The sequence below is a fragment of the Streptomyces sp. NPDC104096 genome, from assembly GCF_055584385.1.
This window is the reverse complement of the sequence record NZ_JBVJMD010000020.1, coordinates 17,302-33,087: the sequence shown is the minus strand read 5'-3', so window position 1 is coordinate 33,087 and position 15,786 is coordinate 17,302. Positions and strand designations below refer to the sequence as shown.

Genomic DNA, 15,786 nt, shown 5'->3' with positions numbered 1-15,786 from the left:
AGCCGGGGGAGGACGGTACCGGGGATGAGTACGGGCGAGGATGACTGGACAGCACACGCAATGTGCCGCACCGCTGAACCCGACGAACTCTTCGTCGAAGGAGCAGCACAGAACAAGGCGAAGGCGGTCTGCAGCGGTTGCCCGGTACGCACCGAGTGCCTTGCTCATGCCCTGGACAACCGTATCGAGCACGGCGTCTGGGGAGGAATGACGGAACGCGAGAGGCGCAGCCTCCTGCGGAGACGTCCGACCGTGACATCCTGGCGGGGCCTGCTCGAGGCCGCACGCGCGGAACACAGGCGCAACAGCGGACAGGGCGACACCGAACGCCCGCTCGAGACCGGATAGTTGTCGGCATCCGTTTGTCGACCGGCGGGCTTGATCGGTCGAACAGGAACCCTGTTCGACCGATCAAGCCGGCAGACGGGGAGAAGGTCTCGCCTCGCGGCGCCCGGTCAAGCGGACGCGAAGGCTTCCTCGGGGGCGTCGTCGAGGACGAACCCGTTGTCGAGCCGGACACGGACCGTGACGCGGAGCATCTGTCGCTGGTAGGCGACCCACTGCTCTTCCAAGGCCCCTACCTGCTCCTCCAGTTGCCCTCTGCTCGCCGGCGGCATCTGGTGGCCGAAGTCGTCGAGGAGCGACTTGAGGCGCAGGTACTCACGGACCTCCTGGCTCTGCTGCCGGTGATGCTCGACCACGCGCTCGACAGTGCCCTCGACGCCTGCTGCCAGGGCCGCGGAAGCGGCGAAAGCACCCGTCTCCTCCGGAAGCTCCCCATCCGGGGTCGCCGACCCGGCCAAGCGCAGATCCATCGCCAGCCGCACCCGTTGGCCCACGTTCAGTGTCATCGATCCATCGTCTTCCTCGTCGGTCACCGGCGATCCGGTACACGTGGCGTCGACAGGCGTACCGGAGAGGACGAGATCATCCCACCCTCAACGGGATGATCTCCCAGCCCACCCGCGATGTCGCGCACAGCCGGCGCCTTCACCTGGTTGCCCGACAGCATCCTGCGGCTCGGCTCGGCTCGGCTGCGGTGGCGAGTGCCGCTGCCGGATGTCGCGCGGTCCATGGACGGTGACGTCCCAGCAAGAGCGCCCCACCGGCTCCACCACCGCCACTCCACGCACCGGTCGGGCTCCAGCACGGCCGGGCCCGAGGCGATCAGATCCTGTCCCTCGTTGATCAGGTCGCCAGTGACCGGGCCCAGCCGGGAGGACAGCCGGTACAGGGCGGTCAGGGTGCCGACGATGACGACCAGGGTGTGCATCACGCCGGTGACGGCCCGGCACAGCAGGAGGCCGACGGCCACTCGTCGGTCCAGGCGCCGGGCAAGGGCCGGCGAGCGGCGCACCGGTTGCGGCAGACGCCGGGCCATGTCGCGCATCCTGATGGAGCGGCCGACTGCCTCGCGGCTGTCGGTCAGGTCGACGTACCGCATCTGCGGCTCGGGAGCGGGCGCGGGCGAAGTGCCGCCCGGCGAGGCTGCCGCAAGGGGGCAGGGATGGGACGCATGGCGTGTCCTCCGTCTGGGCGTCGGTGTGGCACTGATGGTCCAAAAGCGCAGCCGACCTGGTCCCGTCACGGCCCGCTCGGAGGGCATTCGGTGAACGGGAGTCCCATTGTCGGGGGCGGGGCGCTGGGGCTCAGGGCGGTCGCGACCCAAACTCGTTCGATCGAGGCGGTTCCCTTCCCCGGGGGATTGCGGACAGCGCGGACCGGCCGCCGCGGAAGTACGCGGCGGCCGTGCGTCGGGTGTTCGGAGCAGGACCGTAGGTAGGGGGCGGCCGGCATTGAACTCGGGTCAGTCGTGCACGACTCGGCGACGGCGTGGGTGAACGGGGCGCCACGGTGGGGGCGGCGGCCCGCTTCGGGCTCGCCCTCGTCAGGCCGTCGGGACGGACCTCGACGTGTCGGCCGCGTCGCGCCGTACGGTGAAGACCTGCTGCGGAGCGATCGACGTGCCGTCGCCGACGACGTAGGACGGCGCCACCACCAGAGTGACGGCGAGTTCGTGCTCGTGGCCCATGGCCGAACCCACGAACTGCTGCTGCCGCTTCGCGTCGAACCGGTCGTCGGGTACGTCGAAGACCCAGCGCTGGCTGCGCCCGAGATGCCGCGCCTCGCTCCTGATCAGACGAGCCTGCTCGCACAGCTCCGACAGCTCGCGACGGTCGACGGTCAGTCGGTGGCGAGTCAGTACGTCGGTGAGGCGCGTCGGTTCCGGCTCGGCTTCCCCGAACAGCATCAGGCAGATGTCCGCGACCACTCGGGCCTGCTCGTACGGGCTGAGGTGGACACCCGACGACTGCAGTGCCAGCGGCATGACGTGCTGCTGGACGAAGTCGCCGTAGCGCTTGCCCAGGTCGTGGTGACCGAATTCGTCCTCCGTGAGCCGGCCGGGGTGGGTGGCCGCCGCGATACCGCCCGCGATGTTCGTGAACCGCTGGTCGATGTCGGCGAAGGCCCGCTGGAGTTCGGAAACGGTTGCGGCGCAGTCCTCGAGGTCGCTCTCCAGCCGCGTGATCCGCTCGCGGGCGGAGGCCAGTTCCACCAGCTGCTGCGCGACCGTGTCGCCGAGCCTGCGCTTCTCCCGGTTCAACATGTCGTTGCGACGGGCCAGTTCGTCGACGCTACCGGTGAGTTTCTCCAGGCCGTGCGCGACCTGGAGTGCCCAGTCGTCCAGCACCACCAACGTCAGCTTGCCGTCGGGACCAGGGACCCGTACCGCTTCCAATGCTGTTTTCCTTTCTCCGCCCAGCCCGAAGAACCTCAATATCCGCATCACCAGGTCGGCTTCCACTTGATCTCGGCAGTGGCGTTCTCGCCGGACTCCGTGTTCTTCGCCTCCACGCGGACCCGCGACTCACCGAAGAACATCTTGACCTCGACCTCCCGCTTGTCCCTGGGCAGATGCATCGACTTCTCCAGGCTGATCGACAGCGATGCCATGTGGTCCACTCCCGCCTGGGTGGTGTATTCCGGCGCGGTGTCCCGAGTGGAGTAGATCTCGATGTTCAGCCCGGTCTGTTCCGAGCTGACCGGGATATAGGTGCGCCGCTCGTAGGAGTCGGTGTCGACCGGATCCCCGTTGCACACGAACACGTCGAACCGGTCGGCGCACAGGACCCTTCCGTCCTCGTCCGTGAAGCGCTTGGCCTTCGGATCGGCCTTCTCCCGGAAGGCCATCGAGGTCGCCACACCGTAGGTGAGCGGTGCCCTTCTGGCCCGGATGACGGAGGGGTCGTACGCGAAATGGGTGGCGCCGGCCATCACGGCCGCCGATGGCCGCGGGGGGATGTGCAACCGCATCCTCTGTTCGGTGAAGTGAGCGGAGAGGCGTTCCTGGAGATACGGGGACTCGGCGAACCCGCCCACGAGAATGGCGATTTCCCCACCGTCGGAGCCGCCGTTCGTCCGCATCCGCGCCGTCTGTTCCCGGACCTCGTCGACGACGCTCGCGACGACCTTCTCGAAGACATCGCGGACTTCCTCGGCGGAGATGACGATGGCCGTGACCACACCGCCCTGCCGCTCCTCGAAACGGGCCAGCGCCGGAGGGTCCTGGGAGACCAGCGCGTACATCTGCGCCGTCAGGGGCAGCATGAGGGGTTTGGCGCCCGTCACCGTCACCGCCCGCTTGAGCCCCTCCCATTTCCGCACGAGCTCGTACAGGTCCGTGGCGTGGTGCTCGGAGACCTTGTCGATGAACGACGGGCCGAAGCGGTCACACAGGACCTCGGTCACGAAGTAGCGGTTGAGGTAGTTCGATCCGGCCTTGCTTCCGTTGGCCGTGGCCAGTTGGCTGAGTTTGCGGCCGTTCTCCACCCGGTAGGAGGTGATGTCGATGGTCCCGCCTCCCGCGTCGACCACCATGAAGATCTGTCCGGGGCGCTGGAGTGCCTGCTCGCCCTTGACGATGCAGTACAGGGCGGCCGCCTCGGGCTCCAGCGACAGGATCAGACGCTCCCTGTCGTCGGGCAGCCCCGCCTGGCAGGCCGTCTGGTACATCAGGTCGGCGGTGTAACTGTCCCAGATGGCGGGGACGGTGACACACCACCGGATGTCGTCCTCCTTGTAGATACCGCCCCGTTCGATGAGGGCGACGGCCTTGCGGTAGACCTGTCGCAGGCACATCCGGATCAGGTCCTGCACGTCGTCGGCGGTCTCGGAGACCACACCGTCCCCACCGCCGATACGCGCCCTGCCCCCGTGGCTCAGATTCCGCTGGAGCGCCATCTTGTAGCCGCTGACATAGCGGCGGCCGGTTGCGGAGCCCTCGGTGTGCCAGATCTCCTCCGCCGCGTAACCCCACTCCTCCAGGTTCCCGTCCCGGTCCAGCAGCAGGGCGGAGAGGTTCTTGGCGTACGCGAGTTCCTGGGACCACTGGTCGAAGAAGAACACCTCGCGCTGGGTCATGTCACGGTTGATCTCGTTCACCACGGCCCATGCGAAACCTGTCCCGTGGGTGCCGAAGTCGATCGCCGCCACCACCCGGTGCTTGCCGCTCATCACAGGTCCCCCCAGCCGAATCGGTGCAGCAGCGCCTGCTCGCGCAGTTCGTCCAGTGCCGTGGCGAAGAGCCGCTTCGCCTCGGGGTCGGCCCTCTGCTCGACGAGATGGACCAGTCTGCTGAGCAGATCGGCCAGTTCCGGATCCCGGGCGCCCTTGGCCGTCGTGCCGCCCAGGAGGGCGAGACTCGACCGCAGCACGTCGACGGCCCGCGCCTCGTGTCCTCCCTCCGCCAGCACCACGGCCTGGGTCAGCCTGGCCCGCTCCGGACTGACGATGCCTCGCTCGGCGCACACCTCGTACAGTGCGGCGCTGTTCGCGGCCAGCACGCGGCGGTCGGAGTCCCGGTCGGCGGGCAGCAGGTTGTGCAGCCGTGGCGGGCGGCCGCTCTTGAGGATGTGGAACCACTCGGCGTGGGCGCCCGCGGTCAGGGTGACGAGTTCGGCGATGTGGTCCTCGAAGGCGAGTCGCTCCAGCGCCGACGGCTTTTCCCCGGCCTCGGCGCCCGGAAGCAGCATCGGCGGGAAGTGGGTGTCGACGACCCTCGTCCCGCTGGTGTCCCCGAGGTTCCACGCGGACAGCGAGAGCCACAGGCGGGTGTTCGCCTGCACCTGGCCCTGGACCAGGATCACGGGCAGGTCGTGGAGCGTGGTCCGGATCGTCTGCACATCGGCGTCGGGCCAGATCAGCGGACGGGTCACCAGCCCGGCGTAGGGCTCGGCGTCGAGAGACCAGGCGGAGGTGAGCCAGGCCTGCCGGATGCCCAGCGTCGAACCGGGTTCCGCCGTGCCGTTGCGCTGCCCGGAGTCCTCGTAGTGGAACGGGGCGATGATCAGCACCGGCCGGTTGCCGCCGCCCGTCTTCTCCAGGACCTTCTCGCGCACCTTCTCGATGTCTTCCGCGAAGGGGCTGTTCGCCTGCTCGCGGGCCAGGCGCTGAAGCTCCCGCTGGGTGTTCACCTGTAGCTGTGACTGGACCACAGCGAGTTGCCGGGCACGGTCGAAGGCCAGGTCCGCCTCCTCGATGCGCAGCTTGGTCAGATAGAGGTCCCGCTCCAGGGAGCGTCGGTGTGCCGTGGTCGCCTCCTGGGCGCGGGTGCCGGCGAGGATGCGGTCCCGCTCCAGGGTGTGTTCATGTGCGATCCGGGCGTCCTGTTCGTGGCGCGCGGCCATTTCCTGGTCCCGGTGCAGTGCGCGCTCGTAGGCGGTGTCCGCCTCCTGCCTCCGGTCCTCCCTGAGCGCGCGGTCCCTGGCGAGGAGATTCTTGTGAGAACGTCGCGCCTCTTTCTCGCGTACTTCGGCGAGGAATTCCTGTTGTTCCTGGAACGATCCGTCGCGCTTGCTCTTGTACCAGTTCAACACGTGGCCGGCGGCCTGCCCCAGGGCGAGAACACCCAGGACACCGGCGGATATGGGATCCATTTCGGCCTCACCCGCCGATCTCGGTGCTCAAGGGGCCACCCCGGAATGGTTGCAGTACCAGCAGGGCTCGTCGGTCTGGGAGGAGATCCAACGCGACTGTCCGAGGCCTCCGCAGTGAGGGCAGTCCCCGGCGCCGAAGTGGACCTGGGAGGCGTGGGGGTCCTGGTGGTCGTGGGGGTCGTACGGCGTGTGCTCGTAGGGGGAGGCCTGCGCCGGGTGGAAGCCGTCGCCCTGCGCCGGCGGATCGCCGGTGGGGGAGGGCGCGAGGTCGGAGGGTTGATCGAGGCCGTCGAGGGACGTGGGATCGTGCTGCGGGAGATCGAAATGCGTCGGATCGAGGAATGAGGAAAAATCCCCCATGCCGCCCCCAAGGGGAATAGATCTTCAAGCGGACTCGTACGATATACCCGTGCAAGTCCTCGGGGGAATACGGCTCGAATGTTCGACCGCCGAAAATAGGCGACGGATTTATCTTCCGTCACATTGATTACCGGAAGAAATCCAGAGGGCCCGGGGCATCGGCCTGGGCTGCCGCGTCTGTGAACGCCTCGCCGTCCGACTGTCCCCGGCGGGGCGTACCGCCGCTCGGCCGGCCCCTGTGGATCGACCGGAACACCAGCACCTCCGCTCCCTGCCCCGTGACCGATCGCACGATCTGACCGTACGACGGACTTGATAGCCTCAGCGGGCCAGTCGAGCCACACCCGAGGCCAGGGAATCCGGTGCGAATCCGGAACTGACGCGCAGCGGTGAGGGGGACGGGCGGGGCACGACGCCACTGGGAGACCGGGAAGGCGCCCCGACCGGACGAACCCGAGTCCGAAGACCTGCTGGCACCTTCGCGCCCCCGCGCGGAGGGACGTCCGTAGGCCAGGCTCCGCGTACGAGCCCCGACCCCAGAGGCTTGCCCGTGCTCCGTACCCCCGCACTTCTCCGCACCCCGGCGCTCCTCCTCGCGTCCGCGCTGCTGCTCACCGCCTGCGGCTCCGCCGGCGACGACGCGAAAGCCGAGAAGACCTCCGCCGCCGGCTACCCGGTGACCCTCGACAACTGCGGCCACCAGGTCACCCTGAAGGCGGCGCCGAAGCGAGCCGTCTCCCTCAACCAGGGCACCACCGAGATCCTGCTCTCCCTCGGTCTCGCCGACCGCATGGCCGGTACGGCGACCTGGACCGACCCGGTCATGAAGGACCTGGCGAAGGCCGACGCGTCCGTGCCGCGCCTCGCCGACAACAACCCCTCCTTCGAGAAGGTCCTGGACGCCGAACCCGACTTCGTGACCGCCTCGTTCGTCTCCACCCTCGGCAAGGGCGGGGTCGCCACCCGCGAGCAGTTCGAGAAGCTGGGCGTGCCCACGTACGTCTCGCCGTCCGACTGCTCGGCGGGCAAGGACAACGGCAGCGGCGGTGACGGATCGCGCAGCGAACCGCTCACCCTCGACGCCGTCCACGGGGAGATCCGCGACCTGGCACGCGCGTTCGGCGTCGAGGAGCGCGGCGAGAAGCTCGTCGCCTCGCTCGGACAGCGGGTGAGCACGGCCACCGCCGGACTGCACGCCTCGGACGTCTCCCTCATGTACTGGTTCGCCAACTCCCAGTCGCCCTACCTCGCGGGCTGCTGCGGCGCGCCCGGCGTCATCACCCGCGCGGTCGGCGCGAAGAACGCCTTCGCCGACACCCACGACGAATGGCCCCAGATCAACTGGGAGACGGTCGCCGACCGCGACCCCGACGTCATCGTGATCGGCGACCTGACCCGCAAGCAGCAGACCGCCGAGACCGCCGCGGCCAAGATCCGCTTCCTGGAGTCCAACCCCGCCACCCGCAGTCTGACCGCCGTGAAGAAGAAGCGGTACGTCCTGCTGAGCGGGCAGGCGATGAACCCGACCATCCGCACGATCGAGGGGATCGAGCAGGTCGCAGCCGGTCTGCGTGCCTTCGGGTTCGCCAGGTGAGGGCCCGCTCCCTGCTGTTGACGGGCGGAGGACTGATCGCGCTGCTCGTGTCGATCGCCGTGGCCGTGACGATCGGCCCCGCCGACATCTCCACCGGCGACGTCTGGGCGTCCGTCGCGGCCCATCTCGGCCTCGGCGAAGGCACGTCGACGCCGCTGCGCGACGGCATCGTATGGAACCTGCGGATGCCGCGCACCCTGCTGGCCGCCGTGTGCGGAGCGGGACTCGCCGTGTGCGGCGCGGTCATGCAGTCGCTGCTGCGCAACCCCCTCGCCGACCCCTTCGTGCTCGGGGTCTCCTCCGGCGCGTCCACCGGAGCGGTCGCCGTGGTCGTGCTCGGCGTGGGCGGGGGAGCGGTGTCCCTGTCGGCCGGCGCCTTCCTCGGCGCGCTGCTCTCCTTCGCCCTGGTGCTCCTGCTCAGCCACACCCTCGGCCCCAGCGCCGACCGGGTGGTGCTGTCCGGGGTCGCGGCCATGCAGCTGTTCTCCGCGCTGACCTCCTTCGTCGTCCTCACCTCGGCGGACGCCGAGACCACCCGGGGCGTGCTCTTCTGGCTGCTCGGCTCGCTCACGGGCGCCGACTGGGGACAGGTGCTGCTCTGCACCGTCGTCCTGGCAGTGATCCTCGTCGTCTGCCTCGGGCACGCCCGTACGCTGGACGCGTTCGCCTTCGGCGACGAGGCCGCCGCCGGACTCGGAGTCCGCGTCGCCCGCACCCGCCTGGTCCTGCTCTGCGCGACCGCGCTGCTCATCGCCGCCCTGGTCAGCTGCGCCGGCGCGATCGGCTTCGTCGGCCTGGTCCTCCCGCACGCCACCCGAGCCCTCACCGGCTCCGGGCACACCCGTGTGCTGCCCGTCGCCGCGCTGACCGGGGCCGTCTTCCTGGTGTGGGTGGACACCCTCGCCCGTACCGTCCTCGACCCCCAGGAGGTCCCGGTGGGCGTGGTGACGTCCCTGATCGGCGTACCGGCCTTCGTCGCCGTCCTCTACCGCGGACGGAGCAGGACATGACCAGCCTGCACGCGGACCGCGTCGTACGACGCATCGGCGACAAGGTCGTCGTCGACGGCGTCACCCTCGCCCTGTGCCCCGGCGAAACCATCGGCCTGCTCGGCCCCAACGGATCGGGCAAGTCGACGCTGTTGAGACTGCTGGCCGGGACCCTCACCCCCACCGCCGGAGTCGTGACCCTGGACGGGCGCCCGCTCGCCGAGGTCGGCCGCCGCGCCACCGCCCGCCGAGTCGCCACCGTCGAACAACACGCCGACACCCAGACCGAGCTCACCGTCCGCGAGGTCGTCGCGCTGGGCCGTGTCCCGCACCGCCGCGCCTGGACACCCCCGACCACGGCCGACCGTGAAGCCGTCACCGAGGCCCTGCGGCACACCGGACTGACCGACCGGGCCGGTCAGTCCTGGCACACCCTCTCCGGCGGCGAACGCCAGCGCACCCAGATCGCCCGCGCGCTCGCCCAGGAACCCCGAGAACTCCTCCTCGACGAACCCACCAACCACCTCGACATCCAGCACCAGCTCGACCTGCTGGAACTCGTCGCGAGCCTGCCGGTCACCACCGTGATCGCCCTGCACGACCTCAACCTCGCCGCGATGTACTGCGACCGCCTGCTCGTCCTGCGCGACGGCCGCGCGGTCACGCAGGGCACCCCGGTCGCGGTCCTGACGCCCGACCTCATCGAACGGGTCTACGGCGTCCGCACCGAGGTCACCCACGACCCCGGCCACCCCGTGATCCGCTACCTGCGCCCGGTCACCCCGGACGGATCCCGCCCGACGAGGAGTGTGACGAGCGATGCCTCGACCGCGCCATGAACCAGCCGACCCGGCGCCCACCTCCGCCGACCCGGCACCGTGCCGCGTCGTCGTCTGCCGGGACTGCTGCTGCGGAACCCCGAAAATCACCGGCGTGGACCACGACCGCCAACTCGCGCGCCTGACCGAGCAGGTGCCCGTACGCGTCTCGGACTGCCTCGGCGTGTGCGAACACGCCAACGTGTTCGTCGTCCAGCCCTCCGCCGCCGCACGTGCCGCAGGAGCCCGCCCGGTCTGGCTCGGCCTCGTCAACGACCCCGACGCCACCGAGGACATCGCCACCTGGATCCAGGCCGGCGGCCCCGGCATCGCCCCCTGCTCCGACATTCTCGACCTCTACGTCTTCACCCCGCCCCGCAGGACGGCAACTTCCTGATGACCGCCGTCTCGATCGGCGTCAGCCCGCGTCAGCGGTCCGCTCGGCCAGCAGCCCTTCGAGTGCGACGGTGTCGAGGATCCGGACGCCGATGCCCGCGAGTTCCGTCAGGGCCGAGTCCGTCACCCGAGAGACCGCGTCCCGCACCAGCGCGACCCGGAAGTCCCGCTCCGACGCCTGCACGATGCTGGCCCGCGGGCAGTTGGGCAGGTTGCACCCGGCGAACACCAGCGTGTCCACACCGAGTTCACGCAGCAGCTCCTCCAGGCAGGTGCGATAGAAGGCACCCCAGCGCGGCTTGAACACCGCATGGTCGTACGGCCCCAACCGCTGCGGCCTGCCGGACAGCAGCAGCGCCGGGTCCAGGGCGGGCGCGTCCTCGGGCAGAAGCCCGTCGGCCGGCTCGCTGCCCGGCGAGCCGGGCGTGGCGATCCGCACCCCGGACTCCAGCAGCCCGCGCCGCACCAGATCGGCGTTGCCCCCGCCCTCCTCGTACAGGCGCACCACGTGCACCACGGGCCGCCCGGCGGCGCGGAAGGCGGACACGGTCCGCCGCAGCGCGGGCAGGATCTCCGTGGTCCCCGGCACCCCGTACGGGGCTTCCGAGAGGAAGTCGCGCTGCACATCGATCGTGATGAGCGCGGAGGTCGCGAAGTGCGGTGCGGTGTACGGCTCTTGGGACCCCGCATCTGGTGACGTCATGGTGCGACCCTATGCGGCCGACCGCGGCGCGACCGCCGAGAAATCGTGCTGCGGTCGGGGGACTTGGAATCGAGGGCACGCTCAACAGCCTTCTGGGCGGAGGGAACTTCACTTCGTCGCCCTGGGCGCTGCCGCTGCCCGGCGCCGTGGGGCCGTTGTCAGAGGCGGCGGCTACGTTGCAGCTCAGCACGTGGACGAGCGGCAGCGGGGAGTGGCAATGGTGGTCGAGGTGGGGTACGCGCAGGGGTGGGACCTGGAGGCCCGCCGGCCCTGGCGGCCGATATCGGTGGGGGAGGCTCGCGAGCGCGATGCCGCCGGGCTTCCGTACGTGGTGGTGCACCGGGCGGCGGGCCGGGAGGCTCCCTTGGAAGTCCGGCTCGTTTCCTGGCGGGACCGCTATGTCGGGCTGTGGGTCTACGACGCCCAGGGCCGCCGTACCTACGACCTGGACATGCGGCTGCTGGACGACCCGGCCCGGCTGCTGCGCCGGTGCGTCGTCCGCTGGAGCTACACCGACCCGGAGATGGCGGAATTCGACGAGACGTGTCCGCGTGTCACCGTGGAGCTCTTCCCGGACGGGCGAGGCCTGCGGACGGAGGAACCCCGGGGCGAGCGCGGGGGTTCGCACGTCACGCTGCCCGGGGTCCGCGACCACGAGCGATGGATGGACCGGCCCGCCTTCGGCGCATGGCCGCTGTTCTCGGCCCGGGTCCACGGGCTCACCCAGCCGCCGGTCTTCGAGATCACCGAGGCCACCGACGACAGCAGCGGGCTCGAGCCGGTCACCTGCTGGCGTCCGCCCCGCCCCGCGCAGCCCGGGCCGATCACCGAGCTGTTCCGGCCCGGTGTGCGTGTGACCGACGGCCACCACCCCGAGATGACGGTCGTGGAACCGCGCCGGATCGGCGTGCTGCGCGTGCCCAGCGGACTGCTCGCCGTCTCCGGCCCGGACATCGACGACGGCGACGGGCCGCACCTCACGGTCGCCGTCCCGCCAGGGGAGTACGTACTGGAGGAGGCACAGGCCCGCCACACCTACCACTGCGAGTGGGAGGGGAGCCGGGTCACGCGCACGGCCACCACAGCCGTCCGTGTGCTGGTGAGCGACATCCCCGCCGCCACCTGGGAGATGGCCCTCCGGCCCGACGACGACCCCCGCCTGCTCCTGGAGGACGGGATCTCCGGCTTCGACACCGACGGCGCCACAGGCTGCTTCGCCGACGCCGGGGCGTGGGAGCCGCTTCTCGCGCTCTTCGAGAAGGGGCTGATCCAAGGAGACCCGAACCTGGACCCGAACGTGTACGAGGACATCGACGACTCCATGTACATACTGCGCACCAGGGACCGGGCCTCCGGCGGCGAGCTGGTGGCCTTCGCGACGACGGCGGACGGCACCTATCCCGTCTGGGTCGGCCGTTCCGAGGCCGGCGAGGTGGTCGGGGTGGTGGTGCTGGTGGAGGGGATGCCCGAGCTGCTCCCGGAGAGCGCGGCTACCGCTGTTGCCTGAGGGGTCGAAGGCGGGTTCCTGGGACCCGCCTGCCCCCTGTACCGCCGTGCGGCAGGTACGCCGTCAGCCGGAAAAATCCGTCCCCGCCCACTCCGCCGGTGTACGAGCGGTGGTCTTGCGGAAGTGGCCGTCACGCCGTGTCGAGGCGCGGATAGGCTGCGGACATGGACACCGCGCTGCTCATCATCGACCTGCAGAGCGCCTTGGTAACAGGGGCCCACGACGCCGGGGCATGCCTGAGCCGCGTCGCCGGACTGGCCGAGCGTGCCCGCGCCGCCGGCGCATCCGTCCTCTACCTGCGCCAGCGGGTCGACCTCCCCGGTGTGCCGGCGCAGCTGCTGGACATCCATCCGGCGGTGACCCCGCAACCGGACGACATCGTGCTGGACAAGGACAGCGCCGACTCCTTCCTGGGCACGCCGCTCGACGGGCTCCTGCGTGAACACGGCGTCCGCCGCGTGGTCGTCACCGGCTTCGCCACCGAGTACTGCGTCGACTCCACCAGCCGTAGCGCGCTCTCGCACGGCTACGACCTCGTCCTCGTCGCCGACGGCCACACGACCCCGCAGCGCCCCGCCGACAGTCCGCTGCCGAGCGCGGCCCAGGTGATCGTCCACCACAACGCGCTCTTCGCGACCATCGCCTACGCCGACCGCGTGATCAAGGTACTCCCGGCCGTGGAGGTGGACTTCGCGGCCGAGGCGATCGCCGGATAGAACCGCGCAGCGGGCCTGCACGAACCCTGGGGTTGTGGCTCCGTCAACGACGCCTGCTTTCACCGTGATTCCCTGCTGTGCGCCGCTCTGTCCGGTGCGCTGGTGGCAGCGTTCGCCCTGTCATCGCCTGGGCGTCAGCTCGTGCTGGGTGGTGTGCTCTCGTCAGCGTCGAGCCGGTGGTCCGCCCAGATGTAGCTTTCGGGAAGCAGGTCGCGGACGGGGACCGCCCGAAGACCGTCGTTCGTCGCGACGATGACCTTCAGGTCTGGGAAGTAGTCAAGCAGGACCTGGCGGCAACGGCCGCACGGGGGCACGACGCCCCGGTCGCGGTCACCCACGGCGACGATGGCGTCCAGTTCGTAGACGCCCTGAGCGGCAGCAGCGCCGATCAGGACCAGCTCCGCGCAGGGGCCTCCGGTGAAGTGGTAGGCGTTCACCGCGGTGACGATCCGGCCGTCCCGGGTGCGGGCCGCAGCCGCCATGGTGTGGTTGTCGCCCCGGCAGCGTGTGGCCGCGACGTGCGCCGCTGCCTGGATCAGTTCGTCGTCGACATGGTCGGTCTGTACGGTCATCTTCTCTGCCTCCATGCGGTTTCAGGTGACGTCGGCGCCGACGACCAGGAGTTGCGCCGGAGTATCGCCAAAAACTTCAAGGAGATCCACTTCGGACGGCGGTAACCGCGTCATGGGCCCGTGCGGCGCCGCCATCACCGACATCGACTACCTGGATCTGGACTTCAGGAGCGCACTGCTGGACTTGCCGGTCGAGTGCCGTCTCGCGCTCGTCGCGGCTCGCCGTCTCGGACATGTCGTGAAGCCCAGGGAGTGAGCGCAACGGCTGACGACCTCTCAGAACTGCACCGTTCCGACGAGTTCGCACGGCAGCGCCGGCCGGCTGCTGACCGCGGACTGCACCTGGGACCAGTCCGGCCGTACCGCTACGGCAGGCAGGAGTGCTGCGTTGATAGGTTGACCGGATGGAGTGTGCGGTGGGCGACGTGTCGGTGCACCACGTGGAGTACGGCGAAGGCAGGCCGGTGCTGGTGCTGCACGGAGCGGGGGTCGACCACCGCGAGGCCGTGGCCTGCTTCGAGCCGGCTCTGGGTGCGCGTGACGGTTGCCGGCGAATCTATCCTGACCTCCCCGGAATGGGGCGTACGCCGGCACCTGCGTCTCTGCGCAGCGCCGACGACGTTCTCGACGTGCTGCTCGGCTTCGCCGATGAGGTCTCAGGGGCAGACGACGTCCTTGTCGTCGGCCACTCGGCCGGTGCCTACTACGCCCAAGGGATTGCAGTTCGACGCCCAGACCGGGTCGCCGGGCTGGCCCTCGTCTGTCCGCTGCTCACAGGGGCCCGCGATATCCCGGCGCATCAGGCGCTGGTCGCGGCAGACGATTTGGGCAGTGAGGAGTTCCGCCGCTATTTCGTGGTGCAATCGCCGGCGATGCTCGACCGCTACGAGCGGTTCGTCGCCCCGGCGATCCCCCTCGTCGACCGGGCCGCCATGGAGCGGATCGGTGAGCGATGGGAACTCGAAGAGACGGAGGGGCCGGCCTACCAGGGTCCGACACTCGTCGTGGCCGGCAGGCAGGACTCCGTCGTCGGGTACGTGGCGGCCGCGGACCTGCTCGACCACTACCCGCGGGCCACCCTGGCAGTGCTGGACGGCGCCGGTCACGCGCTTCCACACGAGCAGCCGAACGTCCTGGCGGGACTGATTGACGACTGGCTGGCCAGGGCGGCCCTGCCGGCCGACTGCGCATGAGGGCGATCACGCCGAAGTGCATCGTTCATCCGGATGACTGACGGGCCTGCTCCAGGTTCGACTGGTGGGGGCCGGAGAGCCAGTCCTGATCAAGACGTGAGTCGACCGGTTCCGCTGCTCGCCGCAGCGCGTCGATGTACGCGTGATCGGCGGCGAGGCGCGCCGCCACCTCGGCACCCTTCGCAACGGCGCCGTGGCCGGGGACCACGACGTCGACCTGCCTGGCGGCCTTTTCCAGCCGGTCGAGCGCGGTCTCGTAGGCTCCCACCTGATCGCCCTGGCGAACGTCGAGGAGCGGGATCAGGACATCGGAGAGCATGTCGCCGGCCAGCAGGACGCCCCGGTCCGCGAGGAGGACGGCGGCATGGCCGACGGCGTGCGCCTGATGCTCGATGATCTCGCCCGGCACGGGTCCGCCGTCCGTGGGCAGCGGGGTGACGAGCGCGACCAGGTCGAGGGGGATGCCGGAGGCGCTCTCCGCCGCCATCGCCTGCGCGCGCTCCCGTGCTTGGCCGGCCAGGTGCGCGGCGGCGGGAGTGGCGTAGCGCGGCACCTCGCCGAACCGGGCATGCCACAGCAGGTGGTCCCAGTGGGGATGGGTGCAGAACCCGGCCACCACCGGAATGCCGAGCCGTTCCACGTCATCGGCGAGCCGGCTCAACTCGGAGCCGTCGATGCCGGGATCGATCAGGATCAACCCCTCCTCGGCGCGCACCACGACGGAATTGGTCCAGACCCACTCGCTCTGCCGGACCCAGACGCCGTCGGCCACCTGATTCAGCCCGTCCATCTCGACTCCCGTCGTTGGTTGCGTTGCTGAGACTGCGATCCGCGGCCAAACTCATCGCTTTCGTATGACGACGGTCGTGTAATTCCCCCACTGCACCGACCGGCGGGTGTCCGGCATCCTCCTCGCGACGACCCCCGCTCCTCGTCCACGGCACCGAGTGGTTCGCCCGCCACCGGCGCACGCCGATCAGAGTCGGAGACCGGCCCTCGGTA

Annotated in this window: 18 protein-coding genes, 1 pseudogene and 1 riboswitch; of the genes and pseudogenes, 10 read left to right on the top strand and 9 right to left on the bottom strand. The window is 70.0% G+C overall.

The features are described from left to right. Positions 1-24 precede the first annotated feature (24 nt). Positions 25-348: a WhiB family transcriptional regulator gene (locus tag ACZ60B_RS21290; RefSeq protein WP_469389156.1), complete on the top strand. Its 324-nt coding sequence runs from the start codon at positions 25-27 to the stop codon at positions 346-348. 107 nt (positions 349-455) lie between these two features. On the opposite strand, the gene ACZ60B_RS21285 is transcribed toward ACZ60B_RS21290, so the two are convergent. From ACZ60B_RS21285 to ACZ60B_RS21260, 6 genes are all read right to left on the bottom strand, one after another. Continuing rightward, positions 456-878, bottom strand: a complete 423-nt coding sequence (locus ACZ60B_RS21285) for a hypothetical protein (protein ID WP_469389154.1) — start codon at positions 876-878, stop codon at positions 456-458. Beyond that, on the bottom strand, positions 875-1,444 hold the full coding sequence (locus tag ACZ60B_RS21280) for a hypothetical protein (protein WP_469389152.1): 570 nt from the start codon (positions 1,442-1,444) through the stop codon (positions 875-877). The genes ACZ60B_RS21285 and ACZ60B_RS21280 overlap by 4 nt, the downstream gene beginning before the upstream one ends. Positions 1,445-1,888: 444 nt before the next feature. Continuing rightward, positions 1,889-2,740 carry a hypothetical protein gene (locus ACZ60B_RS21275; protein WP_469389150.1) on the bottom strand — a complete coding sequence of 284 codons (852 nt, stop codon included), beginning with the start codon at positions 2,738-2,740 and terminating at the stop codon, positions 1,889-1,891. 47 nt (positions 2,741-2,787) lie between these two features. Further along, a complete protein-coding gene (locus tag ACZ60B_RS21270; RefSeq protein ID WP_469389148.1) occupies positions 2,788-4,515 on the bottom strand; it encodes an Hsp70 family protein in 1,728 nt (575 codons plus the stop codon). Continuing rightward, entirely contained in the window at positions 4,515-5,936 is a 1,422-nt protein-coding gene (locus ACZ60B_RS21265; protein WP_469389146.1) for a hypothetical protein, read from the bottom strand. Before ACZ60B_RS21265 ends, ACZ60B_RS21270 begins: the two co-directional genes overlap by 1 nt. A gap of 27 nt (positions 5,937-5,963) precedes the next feature. Beyond that, positions 5,964-6,296, bottom strand: a complete 333-nt coding sequence (locus tag ACZ60B_RS21260) for a hypothetical protein (protein WP_469389144.1) — start codon at positions 6,294-6,296, stop codon at positions 5,964-5,966. Positions 6,297-6,444: 148 nt separating this feature from the next. Here ACZ60B_RS21260 and ACZ60B_RS21255 point away from each other — a divergent pair. The 5 genes and pseudogenes from ACZ60B_RS21255 to ACZ60B_RS21235 form a co-directional block, all read left to right on the top strand. Continuing rightward, positions 6,445-6,595, top strand: a pseudogene (locus tag ACZ60B_RS21255) (short-chain fatty acyl-CoA regulator family protein); the annotation flags it as partial. A 14-nt stretch (positions 6,596-6,609) separates the two neighbouring features. Beyond that, positions 6,610-6,785: riboswitch (cobalamin riboswitch) on the top strand. Positions 6,786-6,846: 61 nt separating this feature from the next. Continuing rightward, on the top strand, positions 6,847-7,890 hold the full coding sequence (locus ACZ60B_RS21250) for an ABC transporter substrate-binding protein (protein ID WP_469389142.1): 1,044 nt from the start codon (positions 6,847-6,849) through the stop codon (positions 7,888-7,890). Beyond that, complete coding sequence (locus tag ACZ60B_RS21245; RefSeq protein WP_469389141.1) at positions 7,887-8,900, top strand: FecCD family ABC transporter permease; 1,014 nt, start codon at positions 7,887-7,889, stop codon at positions 8,898-8,900. Before ACZ60B_RS21250 ends, ACZ60B_RS21245 begins: the two co-directional genes overlap by 4 nt. Continuing rightward, complete coding sequence (locus ACZ60B_RS21240) at positions 8,897-9,718, top strand: ABC transporter ATP-binding protein (RefSeq protein WP_469389139.1); 822 nt, start codon at positions 8,897-8,899, stop codon at positions 9,716-9,718. The genes ACZ60B_RS21245 and ACZ60B_RS21240 overlap by 4 nt, the downstream gene beginning before the upstream one ends. Beyond that, positions 9,699-10,094 carry a (2Fe-2S) ferredoxin domain-containing protein gene (locus tag ACZ60B_RS21235; protein WP_469389137.1) on the top strand — a complete coding sequence of 132 codons (396 nt, stop codon included), beginning with the start codon at positions 9,699-9,701 and terminating at the stop codon, positions 10,092-10,094. The genes ACZ60B_RS21240 and ACZ60B_RS21235 overlap by 20 nt, the downstream gene beginning before the upstream one ends. 21 nt (positions 10,095-10,115) lie before the next feature. Here ACZ60B_RS21235 and ACZ60B_RS21230 read toward each other — a convergent pair whose 3' ends face one another. Continuing rightward, on the bottom strand, positions 10,116-10,796 hold the full coding sequence (locus ACZ60B_RS21230) for a cysteine hydrolase family protein (protein ID WP_469389135.1): 681 nt from the start codon (positions 10,794-10,796) through the stop codon (positions 10,116-10,118). Positions 10,797-11,013: 217 nt separating this feature from the next. On the opposite strand from ACZ60B_RS21230, the gene ACZ60B_RS21225 reads away from it, so the two are divergent. Together ACZ60B_RS21225 and ACZ60B_RS21220 are read left to right on the top strand one after the other, a co-directional pair. After that, on the top strand, positions 11,014-12,303 hold the full coding sequence (locus tag ACZ60B_RS21225) for a DUF4241 domain-containing protein (protein WP_469389133.1): 1,290 nt from the start codon (positions 11,014-11,016) through the stop codon (positions 12,301-12,303). Positions 12,304-12,467: 164 nt separating this feature from the next. Continuing rightward, a complete protein-coding gene (locus tag ACZ60B_RS21220; protein ID WP_469389131.1) occupies positions 12,468-13,019 on the top strand; it encodes an isochorismatase family protein in 552 nt (183 codons plus the stop codon). 134 nt (positions 13,020-13,153) lie between these two features. On the opposite strand, the gene ACZ60B_RS21215 is transcribed toward ACZ60B_RS21220, so the two are convergent. Further along, positions 13,154-13,591 (bottom strand): cytidine deaminase family protein, encoded by a 438-nt coding sequence (locus ACZ60B_RS21215; RefSeq protein WP_469389129.1) that lies wholly within the window; start codon positions 13,589-13,591, stop codon positions 13,154-13,156. Between the two features lie 112 nt (positions 13,592-13,703). Between ACZ60B_RS21215 and ACZ60B_RS21210 the strand changes: the two genes are divergently transcribed. Further along, on the top strand, positions 13,704-13,847 hold the full coding sequence (locus tag ACZ60B_RS21210) for a hypothetical protein (protein WP_469389127.1): 144 nt from the start codon (positions 13,704-13,706) through the stop codon (positions 13,845-13,847). Between the two features lie 160 nt (positions 13,848-14,007). After that, complete coding sequence (locus ACZ60B_RS21205) at positions 14,008-14,784, top strand: alpha/beta fold hydrolase (RefSeq protein WP_469389125.1); 777 nt, start codon at positions 14,008-14,010, stop codon at positions 14,782-14,784. A 25-nt stretch (positions 14,785-14,809) separates the two neighbouring features. Here ACZ60B_RS21205 and ACZ60B_RS21200 read toward each other — a convergent pair whose 3' ends face one another. Beyond that, positions 14,810-15,556, bottom strand: a complete 747-nt coding sequence (locus ACZ60B_RS21200) for an MBL fold metallo-hydrolase (RefSeq protein ID WP_469389123.1) — start codon at positions 15,554-15,556, stop codon at positions 14,810-14,812. Positions 15,557-15,786 lie beyond the last annotated feature (230 nt).

What these genes read in the sequence shown, in the direction of transcription:
- ACZ60B_RS21290 (WP_469389156.1), top strand. Translation starts at nt 25, where the DNA reads ATGAGTACGGGCGAGGATGACTGGACAGCACACGCAATGTGCCGCACC.
- ACZ60B_RS21280 (WP_469389152.1), bottom strand. Translation starts at nt 1,444, where the DNA reads ATGCGGTACGTCGACCTGACCGACAGCCGCGAGGCAGTCGGCCGCTCC.
- ACZ60B_RS21270 (WP_469389148.1), bottom strand. Translation starts at nt 4,515, where the DNA reads ATGAGCGGCAAGCACCGGGTGGTGGCGGCGATCGACTTCGGCACCCAC.
- ACZ60B_RS21265 (WP_469389146.1), bottom strand. Translation starts at nt 5,936, where the DNA reads ATGGATCCCATATCCGCCGGTGTCCTGGGTGTTCTCGCCCTGGGGCAG.
- ACZ60B_RS21260 (WP_469389144.1), bottom strand. Translation starts at nt 6,296, where the DNA reads ATGGGGGATTTTTCCTCATTCCTCGATCCGACGCATTTCGATCTCCCG.
- ACZ60B_RS21240 (WP_469389139.1), top strand. Translation starts at nt 8,897, where the DNA reads ATGACCAGCCTGCACGCGGACCGCGTCGTACGACGCATCGGCGACAAG.
- ACZ60B_RS21235 (WP_469389137.1), top strand. Translation starts at nt 9,699, where the DNA reads ATGCCTCGACCGCGCCATGAACCAGCCGACCCGGCGCCCACCTCCGCC.
- ACZ60B_RS21230 (WP_469389135.1), bottom strand. Translation starts at nt 10,796, where the DNA reads ATGACGTCACCAGATGCGGGGTCCCAAGAGCCGTACACCGCACCGCAC.
- ACZ60B_RS21225 (WP_469389133.1), top strand. Translation starts at nt 11,014, where the DNA reads ATGGTGGTCGAGGTGGGGTACGCGCAGGGGTGGGACCTGGAGGCCCGC.
- ACZ60B_RS21220 (WP_469389131.1), top strand. Translation starts at nt 12,468, where the DNA reads ATGGACACCGCGCTGCTCATCATCGACCTGCAGAGCGCCTTGGTAACA.
- ACZ60B_RS21215 (WP_469389129.1), bottom strand. Translation starts at nt 13,591, where the DNA reads ATGACCGTACAGACCGACCATGTCGACGACGAACTGATCCAGGCAGCG.
- ACZ60B_RS21210 (WP_469389127.1), top strand. Translation starts at nt 13,704, where the DNA reads ATGGGCCCGTGCGGCGCCGCCATCACCGACATCGACTACCTGGATCTG.